This window comes from Streptomyces sp. NPDC043726 (assembly GCF_056436565.1).
In genome coordinates this window covers 201510-226316 of the sequence record NZ_JBWKCI010000005.1, presented here as the reverse complement: position 1 = coordinate 226316, position 24807 = coordinate 201510, and the positions used below count along the sequence as shown (strand labels likewise).

At 70.6% G+C, this 24807-nt stretch carries 23 protein-coding genes and 1 riboswitch; of the genes, 3 read left to right on the top strand and 20 right to left on the bottom strand.

Translation table 11 applies throughout. The features are described 5' to 3' along the window. Positions 1-3 precede the first annotated feature (3 nt). Positions 4-163: riboswitch (cyclic di-AMP (ydaO/yuaA leader) on the bottom strand. 489 nt (positions 164-652) lie between these two features. Continuing rightward, positions 653-1438 (top strand): tyrosine-protein phosphatase, encoded by a 786-nt coding sequence (locus tag AC068Z_RS16595; protein ID WP_478555742.1) that lies wholly within the window; start codon positions 653-655, stop codon positions 1436-1438. 9 nt (positions 1439-1447) lie between these two features. Here AC068Z_RS16595 and AC068Z_RS16590 read toward each other — a convergent pair whose 3' ends face one another. The 20 genes from AC068Z_RS16590 to AC068Z_RS16495 form a co-directional block, all read right to left on the bottom strand. After that, complete coding sequence (locus tag AC068Z_RS16590; protein ID WP_093717978.1) at positions 1448-1570, bottom strand: DUF6126 family protein; 123 nt, start codon at positions 1568-1570, stop codon at positions 1448-1450. After that, positions 1567-2187: a helix-turn-helix domain-containing protein gene (locus AC068Z_RS16585; protein ID WP_478555739.1), complete on the bottom strand. Its 621-nt coding sequence runs from the start codon at positions 2185-2187 to the stop codon at positions 1567-1569. Before AC068Z_RS16585 ends, AC068Z_RS16590 begins: the two co-directional genes overlap by 4 nt. Before the next feature lie 95 nt (positions 2188-2282). Then, the gene (locus AC068Z_RS16580) at positions 2283-3668 is read right to left on the bottom strand and encodes an aspartate aminotransferase family protein (protein ID WP_478555737.1); all 1386 of its coding nucleotides are present in this window, start codon (positions 3666-3668) and stop codon (positions 2283-2285) included. Beyond that, complete coding sequence (dxs, locus tag AC068Z_RS16575) at positions 3665-5560, bottom strand: 1-deoxy-D-xylulose-5-phosphate synthase (RefSeq protein WP_478555735.1); 1896 nt, start codon at positions 5558-5560, stop codon at positions 3665-3667. Before dxs ends, AC068Z_RS16580 begins: the two co-directional genes overlap by 4 nt. A gap of 27 nt (positions 5561-5587) precedes the next feature. Then, positions 5588-6745 (bottom strand): flavodoxin-dependent (E)-4-hydroxy-3-methylbut-2-enyl-diphosphate synthase, encoded by a 1158-nt coding sequence (gene ispG / locus AC068Z_RS16570; RefSeq protein WP_478555733.1) that lies wholly within the window; start codon positions 6743-6745, stop codon positions 5588-5590. A 4-nt stretch (positions 6746-6749) separates the two neighbouring features. After that, positions 6750-7772, bottom strand: a complete 1023-nt coding sequence (hpnH, locus tag AC068Z_RS16565; RefSeq protein ID WP_478555731.1) for an adenosyl-hopene transferase HpnH — start codon at positions 7770-7772, stop codon at positions 6750-6752. A 5-nt stretch (positions 7773-7777) separates the two neighbouring features. Continuing rightward, positions 7778-8419 (bottom strand): phosphorylase family protein, encoded by a 642-nt coding sequence (locus tag AC068Z_RS16560; RefSeq protein WP_478555729.1) that lies wholly within the window; start codon positions 8417-8419, stop codon positions 7778-7780. Continuing rightward, positions 8419-10410, bottom strand: coding sequence for a squalene--hopene cyclase (gene shc, locus AC068Z_RS16555; protein WP_478555727.1), 1992 nt, complete (start codon positions 10408-10410; stop codon positions 8419-8421). Before shc ends, AC068Z_RS16560 begins: the two co-directional genes overlap by 1 nt. A 117-nt stretch (positions 10411-10527) precedes the next feature. Continuing rightward, on the bottom strand, positions 10528-11670 hold the full coding sequence (locus AC068Z_RS16550; RefSeq protein ID WP_478555725.1) for a polyprenyl synthetase family protein: 1143 nt from the start codon (positions 11668-11670) through the stop codon (positions 10528-10530). After that, entirely contained in the window at positions 11667-13061 is a 1395-nt protein-coding gene (gene hpnE / locus AC068Z_RS16545; protein ID WP_478555723.1) for a hydroxysqualene dehydroxylase HpnE, read from the bottom strand. The genes AC068Z_RS16550 and hpnE overlap by 4 nt, the downstream gene beginning before the upstream one ends. Next, positions 13058-13198: a DUF6380 family protein gene (locus AC068Z_RS16540; protein ID WP_478555721.1), complete on the bottom strand. Its 141-nt coding sequence runs from the start codon at positions 13196-13198 to the stop codon at positions 13058-13060. The genes hpnE and AC068Z_RS16540 overlap by 4 nt, the downstream gene beginning before the upstream one ends. After that, a complete protein-coding gene (gene hpnD / locus AC068Z_RS16535; protein WP_478555719.1) occupies positions 13198-14148 on the bottom strand; it encodes a presqualene diphosphate synthase HpnD in 951 nt (316 codons plus the stop codon). Before hpnD ends, AC068Z_RS16540 begins: the two co-directional genes overlap by 1 nt. After that, a complete protein-coding gene (gene hpnC / locus AC068Z_RS16530; protein ID WP_478555717.1) occupies positions 14145-15077 on the bottom strand; it encodes a squalene synthase HpnC in 933 nt (310 codons plus the stop codon). Before hpnC ends, hpnD begins: the two co-directional genes overlap by 4 nt. A 356-nt stretch (positions 15078-15433) precedes the next feature. Next, complete coding sequence (locus AC068Z_RS16525) at positions 15434-16210, bottom strand: ABC transporter ATP-binding protein (protein ID WP_478555715.1); 777 nt, start codon at positions 16208-16210, stop codon at positions 15434-15436. Beyond that, positions 16203-17132: an ABC transporter permease gene (locus AC068Z_RS16520; protein ID WP_478555713.1), complete on the bottom strand. Its 930-nt coding sequence runs from the start codon at positions 17130-17132 to the stop codon at positions 16203-16205. The genes AC068Z_RS16525 and AC068Z_RS16520 overlap by 8 nt, the downstream gene beginning before the upstream one ends. Before the next feature lie 96 nt (positions 17133-17228). Continuing rightward, positions 17229-18113, bottom strand: coding sequence for a glycosyltransferase family 2 protein (locus AC068Z_RS16515; RefSeq protein WP_478555711.1), 885 nt, complete (start codon positions 18111-18113; stop codon positions 17229-17231). Then, a complete protein-coding gene (locus AC068Z_RS16510; RefSeq protein ID WP_478555709.1) occupies positions 18110-18889 on the bottom strand; it encodes a CDP-alcohol phosphatidyltransferase family protein in 780 nt (259 codons plus the stop codon). Before AC068Z_RS16510 ends, AC068Z_RS16515 begins: the two co-directional genes overlap by 4 nt. Next, positions 18867-19928 carry an iron-containing alcohol dehydrogenase family protein gene (locus AC068Z_RS16505; protein WP_478555707.1) on the bottom strand — a complete coding sequence of 354 codons (1062 nt, stop codon included), beginning with the start codon at positions 19926-19928 and terminating at the stop codon, positions 18867-18869. The genes AC068Z_RS16510 and AC068Z_RS16505 overlap by 23 nt, the downstream gene beginning before the upstream one ends. Continuing rightward, entirely contained in the window at positions 19916-20668 is a 753-nt protein-coding gene (locus tag AC068Z_RS16500; RefSeq protein ID WP_478555705.1) for a phosphocholine cytidylyltransferase family protein, read from the bottom strand. Before AC068Z_RS16500 ends, AC068Z_RS16505 begins: the two co-directional genes overlap by 13 nt. Beyond that, on the bottom strand, positions 20665-22458 hold the full coding sequence (locus tag AC068Z_RS16495; RefSeq protein WP_478555703.1) for a DUF5941 domain-containing protein: 1794 nt from the start codon (positions 22456-22458) through the stop codon (positions 20665-20667). The genes AC068Z_RS16500 and AC068Z_RS16495 overlap by 4 nt, the downstream gene beginning before the upstream one ends. 276 nt (positions 22459-22734) lie before the next feature. Between AC068Z_RS16495 and galE the strand changes: the two genes are divergently transcribed. Then, positions 22735-23700, top strand: a complete 966-nt coding sequence (gene galE, locus AC068Z_RS16490; RefSeq protein ID WP_478555701.1) for a UDP-glucose 4-epimerase GalE — start codon at positions 22735-22737, stop codon at positions 23698-23700. A gap of 142 nt (positions 23701-23842) precedes the next feature. Next, positions 23843-24781, top strand: a complete 939-nt coding sequence (locus tag AC068Z_RS16485; RefSeq protein WP_478555699.1) for a cation diffusion facilitator family transporter — start codon at positions 23843-23845, stop codon at positions 24779-24781. The last annotated feature ends 26 nt before the right edge of the window (positions 24782-24807 follow it).

Below are 24807 nucleotides of genomic sequence, written 5' to 3'. Positions count from 1 at the left end.
GCGAATTCCTCTCCGGCGCCTACGAGGTGAGCTGTCGGGTGCGGACTGGAGATGTCCGGCCGCGCGCTGGGCACGACTTGACCCCAAGCCTGTTCCGGAGACCGGACCAGGCGGTGGTGCCTGTGGGTCCCCCGCTCCTGCCGTGCACGGGTGAGTGTGCGGATTCCGAGCGGCGGCAGGATTCGGCATCCGCTCGGATGGGTGGGAACGTAAGCGACCAAGACGCAAAGGGACAAGCAGAAGGTTCCGCCCGAACCCATCCCTCTTGATCCCTTGTGGGAATTCGCCGTCACTTTCCGTGCATTAGGAGGCGTCCGGTTCCCGCAAATGCCCTTGAAAAGCACGTGAATTACGTGGACATGACGGGCGACGCACCGTCACGGATATGACCCTGCTCACGTGACGTTGCTCCAGAGTCCTTTATTCCAGAGCGAGTTGGAATGAAGGCTGCAATTCGGACAGAAGGGCCAGAAGTGGCGCAGTCGGAGAAGTGCCGCATCACGATTGCCGCGTAAACCGGCGGTGAATGAGCAGGGTTTCAGCGTTGTTCGCCCGTTTTGCCGTATTCACTGGCCGACCAGGGTCCATGTCGTATCGTCGGACCGTGCCCGCAGACGTGCAGAGTCGGCGGCATCCGGTGGGAGGAGCCCAAGTGACGCAGCAGGTCCCGTCGACCGAGCCCGAGCTGGCCGGAGTGCGCAACTTCCGCGATGTCGGCGGACTGCCGACGGTGGACGGCCGCCGGGTGCGCCAGGGCGTGCTGTTCCGCAGCGGCCATCTCGCGCACGCGACCGACCAGGACGCTGCGTTCCTCGGCTCCCTCGGCCTGCACACGATCTTCGACTTCCGCAACACCGCGGACCAGAAGCTGGAGGGCCCCGACGTCGAGCTCGCGGGGGTGCGCAATGTGAACCTGCCGCTGTCCGACCCGGCGGACGGCGCCGAGTTCTGGAAGATGGTCCGCGACGGCGACATCGAGCAGCTGCGGGAGATCCTGGACGACGGCAAGGCCGCGAACCGGATGATCGAGTCGTACCGCACCATCATCAAGGAGCGCACGGCCGAGCACTCCCAGGTGCTGCACTCCCTCGCCGAGGACAGCGTCCCGGCCCTGATGCACTGCGCGGCGGGCAAGGACCGGGCCGGTCTGTCGATCGCGGTGACCCTGCTGGCGCTGGGCGTCGAGCGCGAGGCGATCATCGCCGACTACCTGGAGTCGAACGCCAAGCACCGCCGCTACAAGGTGCAGCGCAGCAGCAGCTACACCCCCGAGATCATGGAGCTGCTCAGCCCGCTCTTCGACGCGCGCGCCGAATATCTGACGGCGGCCTTCGAGACCATCGAGGAGACCTGGGGCGACGTCGACACCTACCTGGAGCAGGGGCTGCGGATCACCCCCGAGGTCCGGGAGCGCCTGCGGGACCGCCTGCTCGACTGAGCCGTACGGCTACTGCTTCGCCCCCAGCTCGAAGAGCAGGTAGATGAACGCGGCGAAGACATGCCCCACCGCGATGTAGATGATCAGGCGGACCCACAGGGCGCGCGGGAACTTCTCTTCCATGTCGGTCATGGCGTCTCTCCGGTCGGTGAGGGGAGGGGTCCCAGGCACAGCGTGGCCGTGGGGCTCTGCAGCAGGGTGTGGACGAACAGGAGCTCGACCCCGCCCTCGTCCAGGGCGGCGATCCGGTGCGGGGTGAGCGAGTCGAAGTGGGCGCTGTCACCCGGTGCGAGCCGGTGCGTGGTGTCCCCGAGGCGCAGCCGCAGCCGCCCGCCGAGGACGTAGAGCCACTCCTCGCCTGGGTGCACCCGCACGATGTCGCCCTGGGAGCCGAAGGGGACGTGCAGGCGCAGCGCCTGCATCCCCCGGCCGGGCGCGCCGGCCTGCCAATACGTCCAGCCGCCGGCCTCGGTCGGTTCCATGTCGGCGGCGCGCACGACGGCGTCCCGGTCGGCGACCGTCTCGCCGAGCAGTTCCGAGACGGTCGTACCGTAGATACGGGCGAGCGAGAGCAGCATCGGCAGTGAGGGCTGGCGCTGCCCGGTCTCCAGTCGGGAGAGATGGGCGGGCGAGAGCCCGGCGGCGCGGGCGGCGGCCTCCAGGGTGAGGGAGGCCTGGCGCCGCAGGGCACGCAGCTGCGGCGCCACCTCGGGCAGGTCGTCGGCCGGCCCGGTCTCGGGAGAGCTCATGCTCTCCATTCAGCCGCGGATTTGCCTCTACGACAAATTTCTTGCCCCAGAGGCAAATCTCGGTGACGACCTCATCGAGGGCCCGGCCGCGCCCCTCAGCGGTTGGCGACCGCCTGCTTCACCAGCGTCTTGCCGAAGTCCCACATCAGCCCGCCACCGCTGTGCGCGTCGTCCATCACCTCGGTGAAGGCGTCCACGAACCGCTCCACCTCCCGCTCACCGACGATCAGCGGCGGGATCAGCTTGATCACCTCCAGATGATCGCCCGAGACCTGGGTGAGGATCCGGTGCCGCTGGAGCAGCGGTACGACGACCATCTGCGCGAACAGCCCCTTGCGGGCCGTCTGGAGCATGGTCCACCGGCCGCGCAGCCGCAGCGAGGAGGGCCGGCCGAACTCGATGCCGATCATCAGGCCCCGGCCGCGTACGTCGGCGAGCAGCTCGTACTTGTCGACCAGGGCGGCGAGCCGCGACTTCAGCAGCTCGCCCGTGGCGCGGGCGCCCGCCACGATCTGCTCGTTCTCCATGACGGCGAGCACGGCGAGCCCCGCCGCCATGGCCTGCGCGTTGGACCCGAAGCTCGCGGAGTGCACGAGCACCCGGTCCATGGACGAGTAGACCTTCTTGAAGATCCAGTCCTTGCCGAGGGTGGCGCCGACCGGCACATAGCCGCCGGAGAGCGCCTTGGCCACGCACACCAGGTCCGGCTCCACGCCGTCCTCGTGCTGGAAGGCGTAGAAGTCCCCGGTGCGGCCGAGCCCGGTCTGCACCTCGTCGGCGATGAGCAGCGCCTTGTGCCGGTGGAGCAGTTCCTGGGCGGCCCGGAGGTAGCCGGGCGGGGCCTCGTGCACGCCCTTGCCCTGGATCGGCTCGACGATCAGCGCGGCGACGTCGCCCCTCTTCAACTCCCTTTCCAGGGCGTCGAGATCGCCCAGCTGGACAGCGGTGTCGGGCAGCAGCGGGGCGAAGCCGTCCCGGAAGCCGTCCTCGCCGTTGACGGACAGGGAGCCGGTGGTCAGCCCGTGGAAGGCGTGGTCGCAATAGAGGATCCGTGGCTTTCCGGTCGCCCGTCGGGCGAACTTCAGCGCGGTCTCGACCGCCTCGGTGCCGCTGTTGGAGAAGAAGGCCCGGTCCAGGTGCGGACTGTGCGCGAGCAGCCGCTCGGCCAGCAGCCCGGGCAGGGGCTGGCAGTCGAAGCGGGTGAGGTCGGCGAGCCGGGCGTCCAGGACGTCGTGCAGCGCCTGCCGGACGACGGGGTGATGGCGGCCGAGGCCCATCACCCCGAACCCGGCGAGCATGTCCAGGTAGTCGGCGCCGTCGGCGTCCCAGAAGTAGGCGCCCTCGGCCCGCTCGTAGACCTTGTCGAAGCCGATGGTGTGCAGCATGCGCGGGAGCTGGTGGTTCAGGTACCTGCCGTGCAGCTCGTAGCGCTCGGCGCCGCGCTCGGCCAGCAGTGCGCCGAGGTCGAACTCCGTGGTCATGGGGCTGTCTCCTTGGCTTGCTCCTGGACGGCCAGGCTCGCGCTGATCCGTCCGGCGACCTCGACGGGCGTGAGGCCGATGTCCGCCAGCACCTCGCCGCGTTTGGCGTGGGCGAGGAACTGCTCGGGGATGCCGAACCGCCGTACGGGCACGTCGACGTCGGCGTCGCCCAGGGCGAGCGCCACGGCGCCGCCCACTCCGGCGGCGCGGCTGTTGTCCTCGACGACGGCGACGAGGCGGTGCCCGGCGGCGAGGCCGGGCAGCGCCGGGTCGACGGGCTTGACCCAACGGGGGTCCACGACCGTGCAGTTGATGCCGCGAGCCGCCAGCAGCTCGGCGGCCTGGAGGCAGACGGGGGCCATCACTCCGACGGCGACCAGCAGGACGTCCGGCTCGCCCGGCGAGCGGTGCAGCACGTCGAGGCCGCCGATCCGGTCGACCGCCGGGACGGAGGGGCCGACGCACTCCTTCGGGAACCGCACCAGCGTGGGCGCGTCGTCCACGGCGACCGCCTCCCGCAGCTGGGCCCGGAGCTGGTCGGCGTCGCGCGGGGCGGCGATCCGGAGACCGGGGACGACCTGGAGGATCGACATGTCCCACATGCCGTTGTGGGAGGCGCCGTCGACTCCGGTGACCCCGGCCCGGTCCAGGACGAAGGTGACCCCGCAGTGGTGCAGGGCGACGTCCATCAGCAGCTGGTCGAAGGCGCGGTTGAGGAAGGTGGCGTAGACGGCGACGACCGGATGGACGCCGCCGGTGGCGAGGCCCGCGGCGGACACGGCCGCGTGCTGCTCGGCGATGCCGACGTCCCAGACCCGGTCCGGGAACCGCTCGGCGAACTTGCCGAGGCCCACCGGGTGCAGCATGGCCGCCGTGATCGCCACGACGTCCTCCCGCTCCTCGCCGATCTTCACGATCTCGTCGCCGAACACCGAGGTCCAGGAGGGTCCGCCGGACGGCTTGAGGGGCTCGCAGGTGAGCGGGTCCATCACCCCGACGGTGTGGAAGTGGTCCTCCTCGTGGGCGAGGGCGGGTTCGTAGCCGCGGCCCTTCTCGGTGAGGCAGTGGACGAGGACGGGCCCGTGGAAGCGCTTCGCGCGGCGCAGCGCGGACTCCACGGCGCCGATGTCGTGGCCGTCGATCGGGCCGACGTACTTCAGGCCGAGGTCCTCGAAGAGGCCCTGCGGGGCGAAGGCGTCCTTGAAGCCCTTCTTGGCGCCGTGCAGGGCCTCGTAGACGGTGTGCCCGACCACCGGCGTGCGCAGCAGGACGTCCTTGCCCCAGGCCAGGACCCGCTCGTAGCTGTCGGTGGTGCGCAGGGTGGCGAGGTGGTTGGCCAGGCCGCCGATGGTGGGCGCGTACGACCGCTCGTTGTCGTTGACGACGATGATCAGCGGCCGGTCCTTGGCGGCCGCGATGTTGTTCAGCGCCTCCCAGGCCATGCCGCCGGTCAGCGCGCCGTCCCCGACGACCGCGACGACATGCCCCTTCTCGCCCAGCACCTGGCGGGCCTTGGCGAGCCCGTCGGCCCAGCCCAGCGCGGTGGAGGCATGGCTGTTCTCGACGATGTCGTGCTCGGACTCCTCACGCGAGGGATAGCCGGACAGGCCACCCTTGCCGCGCAGCTTGGAAAAGTCCTGGCGCCCCGTCAAAAGCTTGTGCACATAGCTCTGATGGCCGGTGTCCCAGACGATCCGGTCGACCGGCGACTCGAAGACCCGGTGGAGCGCGATGGACAGTTCCACCACCCCCAGGTTGGGCCCGAGATGCCCGCCGGTCCTGGCGACCGCGTGCACCAGGAACTCCCTGATCTCGTCGGACAGTTCCCCGAGTTCCGCCTCGGACAGCGCCTTCAGGTCGCGTGGTCCCCGGATGTTCTCCAGCATCGTCACGATCGGGCCCCCTTCGGTCCGTGCTGCTCAACTCACGGTGACGGCCGGCTCCCCCGACTCGACGCCGTCCTGCTCCATCTGCTCGGCGATCTTCATCGCCTCCTCGATCAGGGTCTCCACGATCTTCGACTCGGGGACGGTCTTGATGACCTCGCCCTTCACGAAGATCTGCCCCTTGCCGTTGCCGGAGGCGACCCCCAGATCCGCCTCCCGGGCCTCGCCGGGACCGTTGACCACACACCCCATGACCGCCACCCGCAGCGGCACCTCCATGCCCTCCAGGCCGGCGGTGACCTCGTCGGCCAGCTTGTAGACGTCGACCTGGGCGCGCCCGCAGGAGGGGCACGAGACGATCTCCAGCCGCCGCTGCCTGAGCCCCAGGGACTCCAGGATCTGGATGCCGACCTTGACCTCCTCGGCGGGCGGCGCCGACAGGGACACCCGGATGGTGTCGCCGATCCCCCTGCTGAGCAGGGCGCCGAAGGCCACCGCCGACTTGATCGTGCCCTGGAAGGCCGGACCGGCCTCGGTGACGCCCAGGTGCAGCGGGTAGTCGCACTGCTCGGCGAGCTGCTGGTAGGCGCTGACCATGACCACGGGGTCGTTGTGCTTCACGGAGATCTTGATGTCCCGGAAGCCGTGCTCCTCGAAGAGGGACGCCTCCCACAGGGCGGACTCCACCAGCGCCTCGGGCGTGGCCCTGCCGTACTTCTGCAGCAGCCGCCGGTCCAGTGAACCGGCGTTGACCCCGATCCGGATCGGCGTGCCGTGGTCCTTCGCGGCCCGCGCGATCTCCTTGACCTTGTCGTCGAACTGCTTGATGTTGCCGGGATTGACGCGTACGGCCGCACAGCCGGCCTCGATCGCCGCGAACACGTACTTGGGCTGGAAGTGGATGTCGGCGATCACCGGGATCTGCGACTTGCGCGCGATGGTGGCGAGGGCGTCCGCGTCGTCCTGCGTGGGGCAGGCGACGCGGACGATCTGGCAGCCGGACGCGGTGAGTTCGGCGATCTGCTGGAGCGTGGCGCCGATGTCCGACGTACGGGTGGTGGTCATCGACTGCACCGAGACCGGGGCGCCGCCCCCGACCGCCACCGGTCCGACCTGGATCCGCCGCGACACGCGCCGCTCGGCGATCGGCCGGAGGGGTACCTCGGGGAGGCCCAAGGGGATGGCGGTCATGACCTCACTCCCGGTTTCCGTTGACCGTCTCGCGCATGGCGCGCAGCGACTCCTTCAGGGAGCCCATGGTGGCGAGGACGGCGGTGGGCTCGTAGCCGCAGTGCGCCATGCAGTTGGCGCAGCGCGGGTCCTTGCCGCGGCCGTACTTGTCCCAGTCGGTCTCCTCGATGAGTTCGCGGTACGTCGGCACATAGCCGTCGCTCATCAGGTAGCAGGGGCGCTGCCAGCCGAAGAGGGAGTAGTTCGGGATCGCCCACGCGGTGCACGGGAAGTCGACCTTGCCCTCCAGGAAGTCCAGGAAGAGCGGGGAGTGGTTGAGCCGCCAGCGGCGCCGGTTGCCGCCCGCGAAGGCCTTCTTGAACAGCTCGCGGGTCTGCTCCACACCCAGGAAGTGCTCCTGGTCGGGCGCCTTCTCGTAGGCGTAGGCGGGCGAGATCATCATCTCGTCGACCTTGAGGTCGTCGTTGAGGAAGTTCAGCACCTCGACGATGGTCTGCGGGGTGTCGGTGTTGAAGAAGGTGGAGTTGGTGGTGACCCGGAAGCCGCGCCGCTTGGCCTCCTTGATCGCCTCCACCGCCTCGTCGAACACGCCCTCCTTCGCCACCGACTCGTCGTGGCGCTCGCGCAGGCCGTCGATGTGCACGGCGAAGGCGAAATAGGGTGAGGGCTTGAAGTTGTCCATCTTCTTGCGCAGCAGCATGGCATTGGTGCACAGGAAGACGTATTTCCGCTTGGCCACCAACTGCCGCACGATCTCGTCGATCTGAGGGTGCATCAGCGGTTCGCCCCCGGCGATCGACACCATCGGCGCGCCGGATTCGAGCACCGCTCCCACGGCCTGAGCGACCGGCATGCGCTGCTTGAGCACCCCCGCCGGATGCTGGATCTTCCCGCAGCCCTCGCACTTGAGGTTGCACGCGAACAGCGGTTCCAGCTCGACGATCAGCGGGAACTTGTCGCGCTTGCGGAGCTTTTGTTCTGCCAAGTAAGTAGCGACCTTGATGGACTGGCGCAGCGGCATGGCCATCTGGCTCACCTCCTGGGGAGCAGCAAAGAACGGTGCCATTCGAAAAATGCGGGAAGGACCGACCTGAGGACACGGAACGCTGATATTCCCCCGCGTACCGTGCCGATCCGGACCAGTTCATGTTCTGGAGCGTCCACGACCACCCGTACGGCCGCAACGGGGCGCTCGCCCGCGCGCACGGCGCTCAGGAGTGTCGCCGCCGACTCCATGTCGACCGCGATTGCGCCGGTCGCACGCAGATCGGACCGTTCCTGGCCCCGGACCACATGGTCGGATCCGGTGAGCGGTCCGGTGTGCACGGTCCGCCCCGGAACGGCGCGGACCAGTTCCTTGACGAGCAGCTCGGTCCCGACGCACTGGGTGGTCCCGCGCGGATCCCGGGTCTCCTCGGCGACGACCAGGTCGCCGGGGTGCATCCCGGGGGCGAGCCCCGCGCAGAAGCCGGTGGCCAGGACCGCGGCCCCGGCGAGCGCCGGGTCGGCCAGGACCCGGGTGACGGACCGCTCGGCCGCCTTCGGGCCCATGCCGGTCCGCACCACGGTGACCGGCCCGTCGGCGCCGCCGCGGTCGCTCGTGCGCAGCGCGAGGTGCTCGATGCCGAGCGCGCAGGCGATCAGCAGCGGAGCCGGAGCGGGCTGGGTGCTCATCAGCCCCCCTCGGCCGCGGCGAAGGGTTCGCCGTGCACGTACCGGCCCAGCGCGGTGAGCGGGAAGACCTGCCGGTACAGGTGATAGTTGATGGAGAAGTCCCAGGGGAACCCGGTACCGGTGAAGTACGGCTCGTCCCAGGAGCCGTCAGCGCGCTGCGTGGCCGCGAGCCATGCGACGCCGCGCTCTACGGCCTTGGAGTCCTTCTCCCCCGCGGCGAGCAGCGCCATCAGGGCCCACGCCGTCTGCGAGGCGGTGGAGGCCCCCCGGCCGCTCCAGCCCTTGACGTCCTTGTAGGAGCGCAGGTCCTCGCCCCAGCCGCCGTCGTCGTTCTGCACGGACTCCAGCCAGGTCACGGCCCGGCGGATCGCCGGGTGCGAGCCGGGGAATCCGGCGGCGACGAGGGCGGGTACGACGGAGCCGGTGCCGTAGATGTAGTTGACGCCCCAGCGTCCGAACCACGAGCCGTCCGGCTCCTGTTCGGCCAGCAGCCACTGGATGCCCCGCCGGGTGCGCGGGTCGTGGGCGAGGCCCTCGACCGCGAGCATCTCGACGACGTGCGCGGTGACGTCGGCCGACGGCGGGTCGATGACCTCGCCGAAGTCGCAGAACGGCAGCCGGTTGGGGAAGGGGCTGGTGTTGTCGACGTCGAAGGCGCCCCACGCGCCGTTGCGGGACTGCATGCCGAGGTTCCAGCGCACCCCGCGCCCGATCGCCTTCTCCACCCGCTCCGGGTCGTGGTGACGGACCCGGCGCAGCGCGAGCACGACCTCGGCGGTGTCGTCGATGTCGGGGTAGTTGTCGTTGTGGAACTCGAACGCCCAGCCCCCGGGCGGCAGTCCGGGGCGCTTGACCGCCCAGTCGCCGGGCCGGACGATCTCCTCGCCGAGCATCCAGTCGGCGGCCTTGACCAGCTGCGGATGGTCGGCGGGCACGCCTGCGTCGGCCAGCGCGATGGTGGCCAGGCAGGTGTCCCAGACCGGGGACTGACAGGCCTCGATCATCCGGGACCCGTCATCGCGCCAGATGGCGAAACGGTCCAGCGAGGCCAGGCCCTCACGCATCACGGGGTGCTTGAGGTCGTAGCCGAGCAGATGCAGGGCGATGATGGAGTACACCGCGGGCGGCTGGATACCGCCCCAGCAGCCGTCGTTCTCCTGCCGCTCGATGATCCAGCGGGCGGCCGAGCGCATCGCGGCCCGGCGCAGCCCGCGCGGGGCGATCTTGCGCAGCTGGTGCAGCGCCTTGTCGAGCCGCTGGAAGGCGCCGTCCCAACTCGCCACCGGAGCAAGGGGCTTGGGCGGATTGGGGTTGGCCGGGTCGGTGTGCAGCTCGTCCAGCGCGAAGGGCGCGGGCCGCACCGGGCGCTTGGCGGAGACGATCGTCAGCGGGACGATGGTCTGCCGGGCCCAGCAGCCGAAGTCGTAGATGTTGAGCGGCACCCAGGTCGGGAAGTAGATCAGTTCGGGCGGGAGTTCGGGCAGGTCCTCCCACTTCCACCAGCCGAACAGGGCCAGCCAGATCCGGGTGAAGACCCGGGCGGCGGCGATGCCTCCCTGGGCCCTGATCCACTCCGCCGCCTTCGCCATGTGCGGGGCGTCCGGGGTGTCACCGGCCAGCCGCAGGGCGACGTAGGCCTCGATGGTGGTGGAGAGTTCGCCGGGCCCGCCGAAGAAGCTCGCCCAGGTGCCGTCCGCGCGCTGCTCGCCGCGGATGAACAGGGCGGCGGCGCTGGTGGTGGACTCGTCCTGGATGCCCAGGAACTGACGGAGCAGCAGGTCCTCGGCGTCCATGGTGACGTTCGTCTCGAGGTCGCCCTTCCACCAGCCCTCGACGTTCTGCCGGGACAGCAGGTAGTCGGTGGCGCGCCGTACGGCGCGTTCGGCGGCGTCGTGAACCCCCGTCGCCAGGGGGATGGTGCTGTCGGTTTCGCTGGCCGCGGCAGCGCGGGGCGGCAGGGCCCCGGTGCTTCCGTCGGTCGTCGCTGTCATGGCTTCCCCTTCGTGCAGTGTGCAAGTGGTGCTCTGCTGTGGGTCCGCCGTCGGCCGGTGCTGCTCTTCCCGCGACACCGGCCGGCGACTACGCGAGGGCTATTCGACCGATAGTGATCATCTCTTTCGTACGACGACGAAGTCGGCGAGCGCCGTGAACTGCGCCCGCACCCGGTCGGGCATGTCGACGGCGTCCAGCGCTTCGATGGCGACGGTGTGCTGACGGCGGGCCTCTTCGGCGGTCCACTCGCGTCCGCCGGCCTCCTCGATGAGGGCGGCGCGGGCGGCGAACTCCTCCTCGGAGAAGTTCTCGAAGTCACTGCTCTTGGCGTCGGCGGCGAGGATCTCGCCGAGCCGCTCGGAGGCGCTGCCGCCCGCCGCGAGCGCGGCCACGACCGGCAGCGACTTCTTGCGCTGGCGCAGGTCGCTCCAGGTCTGCTTGCCGGTGGACTCCGGGTCGCCCCAGATGCCGAGGAGGTCGTCGACGGCCTGGAAGGCGAGGCCGAGGTGGTAGCCGTACTTCTCCAGCGTGTCGGCGACGCGGTCGCCCGCCCCGCCGAGCACGGCGCCGATGGAGCTGGCGCAGGCCAGCAGGGCGCCGGTCTTGTTGCCCTCCATCTCCAGGCACTCCTCGACGCTCACGCGGTCGCGGTGCTCGTAGGAGATGTCCTGGGCCTGGCCGTCGATGAGGGCCCGGGTGGCGGTGGTCAGCCGGCGGGTGGCGCGGCCGGCCTCGACGGTGCCGAGCTCCAGCAGGAGTTCGTTGGCGAGGGCGAACAGGGCGTCGCCGACCAGGATGGCCTGGGCGGGGCCGTGCACCTTCCACACCGTGTCGCGGTGGCGGCGCTGCTCGTCGCCGTCCATCAGGTCGTCGTGCAGCAGGGAGAAGTTGTGCACCAGCTCGACGGCGACCGCGCCGGGGATGCCGACCTCGGGAGCGGCGCCGACGACCTCGGCTGAGAGCACGGCGAGGGCGGGGCGCACGGCCTTGCCTCCGTCGCCGGCCGTGGGCCTGCCCTGGGCGTCGAGCCAGCCGAAGTGGTAGGCGGAAACGGTGTCCATGGGAGGCGCCAGGCGGTCGATCGCCGCCCGCAGTACCGGCGTGGCCAGGGTCCGGCCGCGCTCCAGGAGCGCGGTCACGTCCACCGCGGTCGCTGCAGCGGCCTTCGAGGCCGGGGGCACAGTGGGCACAGTCTCTCCTCTTGTTGCGGTACCGGGGGTGCGGGGGCCTGCCGCGCGCTCGGGTTCGTCGAGCCTCATGCCGCCTCCTCGAACTCGAAGAGGTGGCGGGGGCGGGGCCTGCCCAGGGCGCTCAGCGCGGCGTCGGCCGCGCTCACACCGCTGCGGACCGCACTCTCCATGGTCGCGGGCCACCCGGTGGCGGTCCACGCTCCGGCCAGGTACAGGCCGGGTGCCTTGGTCCGGGTGCCGGGCCGCAGCCGCCCGACCCCGGGGGTGGGGGCGAACGTCGCCGTGCGCTCCCGGGTCACGAAGAAGTCCTGCACCTCGGCCTTCCGGGCGAGCGGCAGCAGCCGGGCCAGTTCCGGCAGATAGCGCTCGCGCAGTTCGGCCACCGGCGCGTCGATCTCGCCGTGCGCGGCCGACTGGGACAGCGCGAGGTACTGCCCCTCGCGCAGCCCGGAGGAACGGGTCCGGTCGAACACCCACTGCACCGGCGTCCCGAGGGCCGCGAAGAAGGGGGTGCTGAGCACCGGACGGTCGTACACGACGTGGACGTTGAGGATCGGCGCGGTGCCGATCCTGAGCAGCGCCCCCGGGTCGTCCAGGGCTCCCTCGGGCAGCAGGCCGTGGGCCTCGCTCTGCGCCACGGCGAGCACGACGGCGTCCGCCCGGAGCGTCTCGCCGGGAACCTCCACGGCCCAACGGCCGTTGTCGTCAGCGGAGATGGAGGTGACACGGGTACGGACCTCGGTGCGCACGCCCGCGGAGTCGAGCGCCTTGCGGGCCAGCCGGTCGTGCAGTTCGCCCAGCGGGACATGGGCCCAGCCGATGTCGGCGGCGCCCGGGTCGGACAGCAGACCGGTCTTGAACACCATCGCGGCGAGCCCCAGCGAGGCGTCCTCCGCGACCGCGTTGAGGGTGGCGATCCCGACCAGGTTCCACAGGGCCTTGACGGCACGCTCGGACTGACCGTGCGCGGCCAGCCAGGTGCCGAAGTTCTGGTCGTCCAGCGCCGGATCAGCGAGGTCGAGCCCCCTCAGCGCGAGCGCGGCACGCCCGACGGCGGCGCGCTCGGTGAGCGAGAGGTGCGGGTAGGTGGCGAGGCTGCGCCCCAGATGCAGCGGTACGGGCAGCGGATCGCGCTGGATCCTGCCCAGGCGCCGCCCCTCGGGCCGGGCCAGATCGAGTACGGGCACGTCGAGACGATCCTGCAGCGGCGCCAGCGCGGTCCCCTCGATGCGGTCGAGGAACCAGCGGTATGCGGTGCAGCAGCGCAGGTAGACGTGCTGGCCGTTGTCGACGGTGAGGTCGCCGCGCTGGAAGGAGAAGGCGAGCCCGCCGAGGCGCGGCCTGCCCTCCAGCAGCGTCACACGCACTCCGGCGTCGGCCAGCGCCAGCGCCGCGGTGACGCCGGCCAGGCCGCCGCCGACCACGACGGCTTCGCCGCCGGGTGTGATGCCGTCGGTCATCGTGTGCCCTCCCCCGAACGGTCGCCGCGATGCTTGAACCCTGCACGGTCGGCCGTCTCAGTCAGGGACGCCGTCGTGCCGCGGAGGGTTGCCTGCCACTTTTCACCGGTGGCATCACCTTGGACCGGATTGTCCATCAGGCCCGCCTCCTGACGGCCCGCCGGGTCACATGGCGGGCGTCCAGACCGGACAGACCGCGTACGGCGACATACGCCTTCTCGCGTCCGGGCAGCGAGACCCGCCCACGCAGCACCGCCTCCGGTTCCCGCTCGATGCGGTCCAGGAGGCGGCGGTAGATGCCGGCCATGGCGGCGACACAGGCGCCGCTGCGCCGGTCGAGCATCGGCAGCAGCCGGTATCCCTCGGCGAACAGGGCGCGGGCGCGGCGCACTTCGAAGTGCACGAGGCCCGCGAAGTCGGCGCCCTCCGGCACGGTCGGCGCGGCGAACCCGGCCGTGCAGCCGAACTTGGCGAGATCGTCGGCGGGCAGGTAGGTACGGCCACCCTCGGCGTCCTCGCGCACATCCCTGAGGATGTTGGTGAGCTGGAGTGCGAGCCCGAGCGTGTCGGCATACTCCGGCGCGCGCTCGGCGCCGCGCGCCCCCGGTTCGGTGCCGAACACGCCGAGCGAGAGCCGTCCGATGGCGCCGGCCACACAGCGGCAGTACACCTTCAGGTCGTCCCAGGTCTCGTAGGTCTCGCCGCGTACGTCCATCAGCACGCCGTCGATCAGCTCGTCCAGGCCCTCGAGCGGGATCGGGAAGACCTCGGCGGCATGGGCGAGCGCGACCGCGACCGGGTCGGTGTCGTCCTCGTCGACCGCGCCGCCGCGGACCCGGCTCAGCAGGGCCCGGGTCTCCTCGAGCCTGGCGATCTTGACGTCGTCGGCCAGCGCCCCGTCACCGATGTCGTCGACACGGCGCGAGAACGCGTACAGCGCCGACATCGCGCGGCGCTTCGGCGTGGGCAGCAGCCGGATGCCGTACGCGAAATTACGGGCCTGCTGTCCGGTGACGGCCTCGCAGTAGCTGTAGGCGGCGAGTACCGGTGCGGACGCGTGTGGTGCGAACTCCACGGTCCGGATCACCCCTCTCCTCGCAGAGTCACGCCCACCTCGCGCAGCAACTGAACCTTGCCGGGCTTGGGCGGGCCGGGAAGTACGTCGTATTCGGCGGCGGCGATCGCACGGATCGCCGCCCTTCCCCCCGCCACGAACCCCGCGAGCAGCAGTCTCAGCCTGCCGTGGACGCTACCCACCAGAGGGGCGCCTTCATTCAGGAGTTCGCGGGCGCGTTGTGCTTCGTATGCAACCAGTGCGCGCACTGATGCGCCCGCGGTTTTCGTGGCGAGATCCGCCTCCTGGACATGAAAACGTTTCATGTCCACGGCGGGCAGATAGATGCGGTCGCGGCCGAGGTCCTCGGCGACGTCCTGGAGGTGCTCGACGATCTGGAGGGCGGTGCAGATCGCGTCGGAGCGGCGCATCCGCTCGGGGGTGGCGGTGCCGGTGACGGCGAGGACGAGGTGCCCGACGGGGTTGGCGGACAGTTCGCAGTACGCGAGCAGGTCGTCGTAGGTCTCGTAGCGGCTGACGAGCTGGTCCTGGCGGTTGGCCTGGATCAGGCCGAGGAAGGGCTCGGGGGTGAGCGAGCGGCTGCGGACCGTGGACTGGAGGCGGCGCAGCAGGGGGTGCCGGGGGGTGGCGTCGAACACGCGTCGCAGGTCGGCCTCGAAGGCGTCCAGCATCAGCAGGCGGTCGTCGGCGTCCTTGGCCGACACGCCGAGGAAACGGGCGTCGGCGCCGCCGGGGGCGAGATCGCCGTCACCGATGTCGTCGACGAGGCGGGCGAAGCCGTAGACCGCCATGAGGTCGGTGCGCCAGGCCCGGGGCAGGAAGAAGGGGGCCACGGGGAAGTTCTCGTGCGCGGCCTTGTCGAGCGTGCCGCGCTCCGCGTCTCCGGCGTGCGGCGTGCCGGTTCCCGTCACCGCGGACTTCCCGGGGCGGGGACGGCACATGCTGCGTTGAGCTGGGGAGTTTCCGTAGCCATTGCCGTCACATCTCCCGTTCTACACTGCCGACCCAATACACACTATTTCGGACACGCCGCCCGGCTGTCCGCGCGGCTCCCTGGCAGAGGGTGTGGGGCATTATGGCCCCACTTGCCGCGATTGGGGACCGGTACAGCTTACGTTGTACAACGCACGGTGGTTCGCCGGGGTGTCCTGCGCATCACAAGAACACACCGATTGGTCCCAAGATTCCTAAGACCAGCCGAAGTTGACGTTTCCTTTGCAGACGCGGAGCCCCGCCGGAAGGGTTCCGGCGGGGCCGTGGGAAGCGGGGTGGGCCGGGTGAGCCGGTCCGGGGTGGACTACTTGCCCGTGAACTTCTCGTACTCCTTGAGGACCTCGTCGGTCGGCCCGTCCATGCGCAGCTCGCCCCGTTCCAACCACAGCACCCGGTTGCAGGTGTCACGGATCGACTTGTTGTTGTGGCTGACCAGGAACACCGTGCCGGCCTCCTTGCGCAGCTCCCGGATGCGCTGCTCGGAGCGCTTCTGGAACTTGCGGTCGCCGGTGGCCAGGGCCTCGTCGATCATCAGGACGTCGTGGTCCTTGGCGGCGGCGATGGAGAACCGCAGCCGGGCCGCCATACCGGAGGAGTAGGTGCGCATCGGCAGGGTGATGAAGTCGCCCTTCTCGTTGATCCCGGAGAAGTCGACGATGTCCTGGTACCGCTCCTTGATCTGCTCCCGGGACATGCCCATGGCGAGCCCGCCCAGTATGACGTTCCGCTCACCGGTGAGGTCGTTCATCAGGGCCGCGTTGACGCCGAGCAGGGAGGGCTGGCCGTCGGTGTAGACCTTGCCGCTCTCCGCGGGCAGCAGCCCGGCGATGGCGCGCAGCAGGGTGGACTTGCCGGAGCCGTTGGAGCCGATCAGGCCGATGGCCTCGCCGCGGTAGGCGGTGAAGGAGACGCCCTTGACGGCGTGCACCTTGCGCACCCCGCGCGCCGCGTCGTCGGAGCCCCGCTTGAGTATGCGGCTGAGCGCGGCGGTGGCGCTGCCCTTGCCGGCCTTGGCGCCGTTGACGCGGTAGACGATGTGCAGCTCGTCGGCGATGACGGTGGGAACCAGGGTGTCAGCCACGGCCGTACCTCTCCTCCGCCTTCCAGAAGTACACGAAGCCGCCGACCACGAACAGCAGGGCCCAGCCGCCCGCGACCGCCCAGACATGGTTGGGGAGGTTCTCGGAGCCGTAGCCGTCGATGAGCGCGAAGCGCATCAGGTCCATGTAGATGGCGGCCGGGTTCCACTGGAGGATGTCCGCGATCCACTGCGGCTTGTCCGCCAGCATGATCGGGATCGAGTACATGACGCCCGAGGCGTACATCCAGGTCCGCATCACGAACGGCATCAGCTGCGCCAGGTCCGGGGTCTTCGCGCCGGCCCGGGCCATGATCAGGGCGAGGCCCGTGTTGAACAGGAACTGCAGGGCGAGGACCGGGACCATCAGCAGCCAGGACAGATCCGGGTAGCTGCCGAAGGCGCAGGTCACGCCCACCAGCACGACCATCGAGGCGAGCAGCTGCTGGAGCTGCTGGAGCGAGAAGGACACCGGCAGCGAGGCGCGCGGGAAGTGCAGCGCGCGGACCAGGCCGAGGTTGCCGGAGATCGCGCGGACGCCCGCCATCACCGAGCTCTGCGTGAAGGTGAACACGAACACGCCGGTGACCAGGAACGGGATGTACACCTCGCGGGACATGCCCCGGTCGGCTTCCAGGATGACGCCGAAGATGAAGAAGTACACGGCCGCGTTGAGCAGCGGTGTCACCACCTGCCAGAGCTGGCCGAGCTTGGCCTGGCTGTACTGGGCGGTCAGCTTCGCCCGTGAGAAGGCGAGGATGAAGTGACGCCGGTCCCAGAGCTGGCGGACGTACTCGACGAGCGAGGGGCGCGCGCCGCTCACGCTCAGCCCGTACTTGGCGGCGAGGTCGGCCGCCGTGAGTCCCTCGTCGGGCGACGGAGGCGCGGTCACCGCGACCTGTCCGTCGTGCGTTGTCTCACTCACTAGTGGAAACTTTCGTCTTCGGGATGCGCAGCCTGTGCGGGCATGCCGTGTGCCTGAGGCCTGGGTGTGGACCTCCTGTGCGTTCAGTGAAGCTTGTCAGACGACAGGAGGACGGCCCAGCCGGGTCAGCCGCCACACCGTACGCCACTTCATCGGGCGCCGGGGGCCGCACGGGCTCGTCCAGCCCTCGCGGAAGCCGCCGAACCAGGCCTTGAGCGCGGGCCGCGAGGGGCGGCGCAGCAAAGTGAGCAGCATCCAGACGCCCAGGTAGACCGGGACGAGGAGCGTGGGGAGGTTGCGGCGGGCCAGCCACACGCGGTTGCGGGCGACCATGCGGTGGTAGACCGCGTGCCGCGAGGGCGCGGTCGTGGGGTGGTACAGCACCATGTCGGACCGGTAGTCGATCATCCAGCCCGCGTCGAGGGCCCGCCATGCCAGGTCGGTTTCCTCGTGGGCGTAGAAGAATTCGTCCGGGAGCCCGCCGACTTCGGCGAAGACCTGGGTGCGGACGGCGTTGGCGCCGCCGAGGAAGGTGGTGACCCGGGAGGAGCGCATCGGGTCGGCGGCCCGCAGCCGGGGGACGTGGCGGCGCTGGGTCTCGCCGGTGTCCGGGTCGGCGATGCGGAAGCTGACGATGCCGAGCCTGGAGTCGGCGGCGAAGGCGTTGCGGCAGAGTTCCGCGGTGTCGTGCTGGGCGAGGAGCCCGTCGTCGTCGAGGAAGAGCAATATGTCGACGTCGCGGCCGCTGGGGCCGAAGGCCTCGATGCCGACGTTGCGGCCGCCGGGGATGCCGAGGTTCTCGGGCAGCTCGATCGTGCGGACGCCCTCGGGGACGTCCGGGACCGGTGAGCCGTTGCCGACGACGACCACCTCGACGCGGTCGCCGTCCTGCTTGGCGACCGAGTCGAGGAGGGCGCGCAGTTCGTCGGGGCGGTTGCCCATGGTGATGATCACCGCGCCGACCTTCATGGGCGCGCTCACTTCAGCCTGCTCGACGCGAGGATGGACACCAGGTGCAGCAGGGTCTGCAGCAGCGCGATGCCGGCGAGTACGGCGACACCGAGCCGCGAGAAGAACAGGTCGCCGCGCATCTGGTCGGCGATCGCCAGCACCAGGATCAGCAGCGATGCCTCGATGCCGAGGATCAGCCGGTGGAACTTGAGCAGGGAGGCGGCCTTGCGGGCCAGGGCCATGCCGGAGGAGCGCATCTCGGCCGCCGACTCCTGGACCGGCGGCTTGCCGGCCTGGTGCCGGGCGACCCCGACCAGGTCGGTCTCGGCCTTGATCAGGATGGCGCCGAGCGCTGCCAGCGTGCCGAGGAAGGCCCACAGCCAGTCGATACGGCCGCTGCCCCACAGGTCGGCGGCGCGCAGCCCGAAGCCGGTGAGCACGGCGGCGTCGGTGAGGTAGGCGCCGACCCGGTCGAGGTAGACGCCGTTGAGCGAGTACTGCTTCTTCCAGCGGGCGATCTCGCCGTCGACGCAGTCGAGCAGCAGATACATCTGGACGCAGACCACGCCGAGCACGGCGCCCGGGATCCCCGGCACGAGCAGTGCCGGGGCCGCGAGCACGCCGAAGACGGTCATCAGGTACGTGAGCTGGTTGGGCGTCACCCTGGTGTTCACCAGGTAGCGGTCGACCCGCAGGGACACCTCACGCATGTAGAGGCGCCCCATCCAGTGCTCACCGCTGCGCCGGTCCTTCACCCCCGCGGGGTGGACGACCGGACGGAGTTCAGCTACCGATGGCCTTGACATAGTCGGCGTAGATGTCCTTGATCTGGTCGGTTTTCAGGTCGAGGTGTTCGAGGATCGTGTAGCGGCCGGGCCGGGTCTGCGGGGCGAACTCGACGGCACGGACGAACTCCTCCGTGCTGAAGCCGATCTCCTCCGGCAGCACCGGAAGCCCGTGCCGGCGCAGGACCTCGGCCATGTAGGCCGACTCCTCGTGGGCTCCGCGCAGGTACATCGCGAAGGCCGCGCCCAGGCCGCACTGCTCGCCGTGGGCTGCGGCGCGCCTGGGGTAGAGCAGGTCGAACGCGTGGTTGATCTCGTGGCAGGCGCCGGAGGACGGGCGGGAGTCGCCCGACACCGACATGGCGATGCCGCTGAGGACCAGCGCCTCGGCGAGCACCTGGAGGAAGTCGGTGTCCCCGATGCCTCCGGGGTGCCGCAGCACCGCCTCGCCCGCCTGCCGGGCGATGGCGGCGGCCAGGCCGTCGATCTTCTCGCCCGTGACGCGGTTGGCCAGCTCCCAGTCCGCGATGGCGGAGATGTTGGAGACGGCGTCCCCGATCCCGGCGCGCACGAAGCGGACCGGGGCCTCACGGATGACGTCGAGGTCGATGACGACCGCGATCGGGTTGGGCACGCCGTAGGAGCCGCGCCCGGCGTCGTTGTCGAGCGTGGCGACCGGCGAGCACAGACCGTCGTGCGCGAGGTTCGTCGGCACGGCGACCAGCGGGAGGCCGACCCGGGCCGCGGCGAACTTGGCGCAGTCGATGATCTTGCCGCCGCCGAGCCCGACGACCGCGTCGTAGTGGCCGGCCTTTATGTCGCTCGCCAGCCGGACCGCGTCGTCGAGGGTGCCGCCGCCGACCTCGTACCAGCTGGCGCCGGGCAGCGAGGGGGCGAGCCGCTCCTTCAGCCGGGCGCCGGAGCCGCCGCTGACGGCGACGGCCAGCTTGCCCGAGTGCGAGACGCGCTCGTCGGCGAGCACACAGGCCAGGTCGTCGAGGGCACCCGGGCGGATGTCCACGACGACCGGCGAGGGGATCAGCCTGGTCAGTACCGGCACGCGATCTCCCGTCCGCGGGCGAGATCGTCGTGGTTGTCGATCTCCACCCACTGAACGTCGCCGATCGGCGCCGTGTCGATCGTGAAGCCGCGGTTCACGAGCTCCTGGTAGCCGTGCTCGTAGAACTGCTGCGGGTCGGTCTCCCAGACCGTCTTCAGGGCGTCGGCCAGCTCGGGGGCGGCGTCTCCCTCGATGAGGGTGACGCCGATGTACTCGCCGGTGGCCTCGGCCGGGTCCATCAGCTTGGTGATCTTCGTGACGCCCTTGGCGGGGTCGACGACGACCTTCATCTCCTCGTCCGCCAGCGACTTCACGGTGTCGAGGGCGAGGATGATCTTCTTGCCCTCGCCGCGGGCGGCGAGCAGCGTCTTCTCGACGGAGACCGGGTGGACGGTGTCGCCGTTGGCGAGGATCACGCCGTCCTTGAGGGCGTCACGGCCGCACCACAGGGAGTAGGCGTTGTTCCACTCCTCGGCCTTGTCGTTGTCGATGAGGGTGAGCTTCAGGCCGTACTTCGCCTCGAGGGCTTCCTTGCGCGCGTACACGGCCTCCTTGCGGTAGCCGACGATGATCGCGACCTCGGTCAGACCGATCTCGGCGAAGTTGCCGAGGGTCAGGTCCAGAACCGTGGGTTCGCCCTCTATGCCCGCGGGGCCCACCGGCACCAGAGCCTTGGGAAGGCTGTCGGTGTAGGGGCGCAGACGCCGTCCGGCGCCGGCCGCCAGCACGAGGCCGATCATGCGGGTTCTCCTTCATCGTGTACGGCAGGGGCTCCAGCGGAGACCCAGAAGCGGATGCTCTCGACGAGCACCACCAGGGCGACGGCCACGGCCAGGACCGTGAGCGCGACCGTGAACTGCGAGGCGGAGAGCACCGCGGCGAGAACGGTGACGAGCAGCGTCCGTCCTTCGTGCCCCCCAATGGCGCGCACCAGCCAGGCCGGGGGCGCTCCGGCGTTGCCGCGGATGCGGTACACCGTGTCGTAGTGATGGTAGGCGACAGCGGCCACCAGCCCGAAAGCCGCAGGAAGGGCTCCGTTCACCCCGGCTTCAACTCCGAGGGCGAGCAGCGTTCCGTACTCGGCCGCCCGGAAGAACGGCGGGACCAGCCAGTCGAGGGCGCCCTTGAGAGGGCGGGCGACGGCGAGGCCGGCGGCCACGGCGTAGACGAGGGCGCCGACGACCGGCCAGGGACCGCCGAAGTCGGTGAACGCCGCCGTGGCGACCACCGTGAGGCCGCCGAGCAGGGCGACGGCGGGGGCGGCGAAGCCGGGCAGCTTGCGGACGGTGTTCTTGAGCGCCGCCGCGAGCCCGTGGGCGAGCGGGCCGGAGTCGGCCAGGTCCGCCAGCGCCTGCGCCGCTCGGTCCGTGCGCCGGGCCTTGCGGGTCAGGGAGCGCAGGACGCGGCCCGCCGTGGTGTACGTCGCGGCGAAGGCGCAGCCGACGAGCAGGGCGTAGAAGGTGATCCGGGGGGTCGTGACCGCCGTGAGCACCGCGATCATCGCCCAGCGCTCGCCGATCGGCAGCACGATCATGCGGCGCACCCAGACCGTCCAGCCGACGCTGTCGAGCCTGCCGGAGAGGGCGGCGGTGGGGCTGGTGTTGGCGGTGGCGTCGTGGTTGGCCTCGTTGAAGGAGAAGTCCACGACGTGCCGGCAGGTCTGGAGGACCATCGCGCCGAGGGCGAGGGCCCAGACGTCATCGCCGCCCCGGGCGGCCCCGAGGGCGAGGCCGGCGTAGTAGGCGTACTCCTTGGCCCGGTCGAAGGTGGCGTCGAGCCAGGCGCCGAGGGTGGAGTACTGCAGGGAGTAGCGGGCGAGCTGGCCGTCGGTGCAGTCCAGCACGAAGGAGAAGAGCAGGAGCACGCCGGCGGCGACGAAGCCGCCCCGGGTGCCGGTGGCCGCGCAGGCCGCCGCTATGAGCGCGGTGAGCAGCGAGGCGGTGGTGACCTGATTCGGGGTCAGTCCGCGGCGGGCGCACCAGCGCGCGAGGTAGCGGGAGTAGGGGCTGATGCAGTAGGTCGTGAAGAAGCCGTCCCGCGCCTTCACGGCGGACTTCAGGCGTACGGCCTCGTCGTCGACGGAGGCGACGGACTGCCGTGCCTCGTTGCGGGCCTGGGGGTCGGCGGGGACCTCCGCGACGAGGCTGCCCAGCTCGGGGCGGTGCACCTCGGTGTCGAGGGCCTCGACGAGCCGGTCGGCGAGGCTGTCCACCAGGGTGGTGCCGGCGGCGGAGTTCTCACGGGCCAGCGCCCGGGTCAGGGCCTGCCGGGCGGCCGGCTGGGCGGTGACGGCACCGGGGATCGCGGCGAGCGGGAAGCGGGGGTCGGTCAGGCCGAGGCGCAGCGCGTGCACATGGCCGACGAAGCGGGCGTCGACCACGGCGACCCGCTCCCGGCTCGGCACCTGGGCCAGCAGCGTCTCGGCCTCCGCGGCGTCGGCCGCGGCCCGCACGTCGAAGCCGAGGGAGCGCAGGTCGCCCTCGATCGACGATCCGGGGACCGGCTGACCGGTGAGGATGGCGGTCGACAACCGAACTCACTCCCTGGGTGCCGACGCACCGGCGTCGGTCGTTGACATGGTGGGGGCGCCCTGAGCCGTGACACCCGGGCGGCATGTCGGCAGAGGCTATCGGATCTCGGGAACTTGGCGTTCACCGACCGTTTCACGGCCCGATCGACACGGTTCGCCACCGCCTTGCCGCGATCATCATCGGGGAAACGGGGCCCGGGCCACAAACTGTGCTTCCAGAGCGGACATTTGACGCATTTCCTTCGCCCGCGCGGCCTGAGCATAGGGTGGGCCACCATGACATGGCTGATCACAGGCGGGGCCGGATACATAGGGGCCCATGTGGCCCGGGTCATGAACGACGCCGGGGAGCGGGTGCTGGCGCTGGACGACCTCTCGGCCGGGGTGCCCGCGCGGCTGCCCGCCGGAGTGCCGCTGATCCAGGGCTCGTCCCTCGACGGCGAGCTGCTCAAGCGGGTTCTCGCGGAGCACGCGGTGACCGGTGTGGTGCATCTCGCGGCGCGCAAGCAGGTCGCCGAGTCCGTGGCGCAGCCCACCCGCTACTACCGGGAGAACGTGGGCGGTCTGGCCACGCTCCTGGACGCGGTCGCCGAGGCGGGCGTCCGGCGGCTGGTGTTCTCCTCCTCGGCCGCGGTCTACGGCAACCCCGATGTGGACCTCATCACCGAGGACACCCCGTGCGCCCCGGTGAACCCCTACGGCGAGACGAAGCTCACCGGCGAATGGCTGGTCCGGGCCGCCGGACGGGCCCACGGGATCTCCACGGTCTGTCTGCGCTATTTCAACGTGGCCGGGGCGGCGGCGCCCGAGCTCGCCGACACGGGCGTCTTCAACATCGTCCCCATGGTGTTCGACCGGCTCACCCGCGACGAGGCCCCGCGGATCTTCGGCGACGACTATCCGACGCCGGACGGCACGTGTGTCCGGGACTACATCCATGTCGCCGACCTCGCCGAGGCGCACCTCGCCGCCGCCCGCCGGCTCACCGGTCTCGACGGCGATCTCACCGTGAACATCGGCCGCGGCAAGGGCGTCTCGGTGCGCGAGCTGATCGACGTCATCGGCGAGGTGACCGGTGACACCCGGCCGCCGGTGGTGGAGGGGCGGCGCCCCGGGGACGCCCCGCGCGCGGTGGCCTCGGCGGCGCGGGCCGCCGAGGAGCTGGGCTGGGCGGCCTCCCGGTCGGTTCGAGAGATGGTCGAGTCCGCCTGGCAAGGCTGGCGACTGCATCGCGGCGGGTGATCACCGGCGTCGGCAGTTGGCTGACCTGCGGATCGTTTCCGCAGGTCAGAGCAGATGACAACGGTGTTCAGTGCCGCGTTGCCCCATACCCCCCACCCGTAGTTCACTGTGATCCGGAAGCGATGACAGGAGGCGGCTCTCCATGGGGGCTGGGCACGACCACGGCCACACGCACGGTGCTCACGCCGGCGGTACGGCGACCACGGCGTACCGCGGCAGACTGCGCGTCGCGCTGTCGATCACGCTCACCGTCATGGTGGTGGAGATCGTCGGCGGCGTGGTCGCCGACTCGCTCGCGCTCGTCGCGGACGCCGCGCACATGGCGACCGACGCGGTGGGGCTCGCCATGGCGCTGCTGGCGATCCACTTCGCGAACCGCCCGGCGACCGGCAACCGCACCTTCGGCTACGCCCGTGCCGAGATCCTCGCCGCGCTCGCCAACTGCGTGCTGCTGCTCGGCGTCGGCACCTACGTGCTGTACGAGGCGATCCAGCGGTTCATCACCCCCGCCGACACCGAGGGCGGGCTGACCATCGTGTTCGGCGCGATCGGTCTGGTCGCGAACATGATCTCGCTCACCCTGCTGATGCGCGGCCAGAAGGAGAGCCTGAACGTCCGGGGGGCCTTCCTGGAGGTGGCCGCCGACGCGCTGGGCTCGGTGGCGGTGCTGATCTCCGCCGTGGTGATCCTGACCACGGGCTGGCAGGCGGCCGACCCGATCGCCTCGCTGCTGATCGGCCTGATGATCGTGCCGCGTACCGTCAAGCTGCTGCGCGAGACCCTCGACGTGCTGCTGGAGGCCGCCCCCAAGAACGTCGACATGGCGGACGTACGGGCCCACATACTGGCGCTGGACGGCGTCGAGGACGTCCACGACCTGCACGCCTGGACCATCACCTCCGGCATGCCGGTGCTCTCCGCGCATGTGGTCGTCAGCTCCGAGGCGCTCAGCGCGATCGGGCACGAGAAGATGCTCCACGAGCTCCAGAACTGCCTCGGCGACCACTTCGACGTGGAGCACTGCACCTTCCAGCTGGAGCCCGGCGGGCACGCCGAGCACGAGGCACGGCTCTGTCACTGACCCGGTTCTCGTGGAGCGCAGCGGTC

Bases quoted from the DNA above. Each gene is read 5' to 3' on its own strand.
- AC068Z_RS16590 (WP_093717978.1), bottom strand. From the start codon at position 1,570: ATGACCGACATGGAAGAGAAGTTCCCGCGCGCCCTGTGGGTCCGCCTG.
- AC068Z_RS16585 (WP_478555739.1), bottom strand. From the start codon at position 2,187: ATGAGCTCTCCCGAGACCGGGCCGGCCGACGACCTGCCCGAGGTGGCG.
- AC068Z_RS16580 (WP_478555737.1), bottom strand. From the start codon at position 3,668: ATGACCACGGAGTTCGACCTCGGCGCACTGCTGGCCGAGCGCGGCGCC.
- ispG (WP_478555733.1), bottom strand. From the start codon at position 6,745: ATGACCGCCATCCCCTTGGGCCTCCCCGAGGTACCCCTCCGGCCGATC.
- hpnH (WP_478555731.1), bottom strand. From the start codon at position 7,772: ATGGCCATGCCGCTGCGCCAGTCCATCAAGGTCGCTACTTACTTGGCA.
- AC068Z_RS16560 (WP_478555729.1), bottom strand. From the start codon at position 8,419: ATGAGCACCCAGCCCGCTCCGGCTCCGCTGCTGATCGCCTGCGCGCTC.
- shc (WP_478555727.1), bottom strand. From the start codon at position 10,410: ATGACAGCGACGACCGACGGAAGCACCGGGGCCCTGCCGCCCCGCGCT.
- AC068Z_RS16550 (WP_478555725.1), bottom strand. From the start codon at position 11,670: ATGAGGCTCGACGAACCCGAGCGCGCGGCAGGCCCCCGCACCCCCGGT.
- hpnE (WP_478555723.1), bottom strand. From the start codon at position 13,061: ATGACCGACGGCATCACACCCGGCGGCGAAGCCGTCGTGGTCGGCGGC.
- AC068Z_RS16540 (WP_478555721.1), bottom strand. From the start codon at position 13,198: ATGGACAATCCGGTCCAAGGTGATGCCACCGGTGAAAAGTGGCAGGCA.
- hpnC (WP_478555717.1), bottom strand. From the start codon at position 15,077: ATGTGCCGTCCCCGCCCCGGGAAGTCCGCGGTGACGGGAACCGGCACG.
- AC068Z_RS16510 (WP_478555709.1), bottom strand. From the start codon at position 18,889: ATGTCAAGGCCATCGGTAGCTGAACTCCGTCCGGTCGTCCACCCCGCG.
- AC068Z_RS16500 (WP_478555705.1), bottom strand. From the start codon at position 20,668: ATGATCGGCCTCGTGCTGGCGGCCGGCGCCGGACGGCGTCTGCGCCCC.
- galE (WP_478555701.1), top strand. From the start codon at position 22,735: ATGACATGGCTGATCACAGGCGGGGCCGGATACATAGGGGCCCATGTG.
- AC068Z_RS16485 (WP_478555699.1), top strand. From the start codon at position 23,843: ATGGGGGCTGGGCACGACCACGGCCACACGCACGGTGCTCACGCCGGC.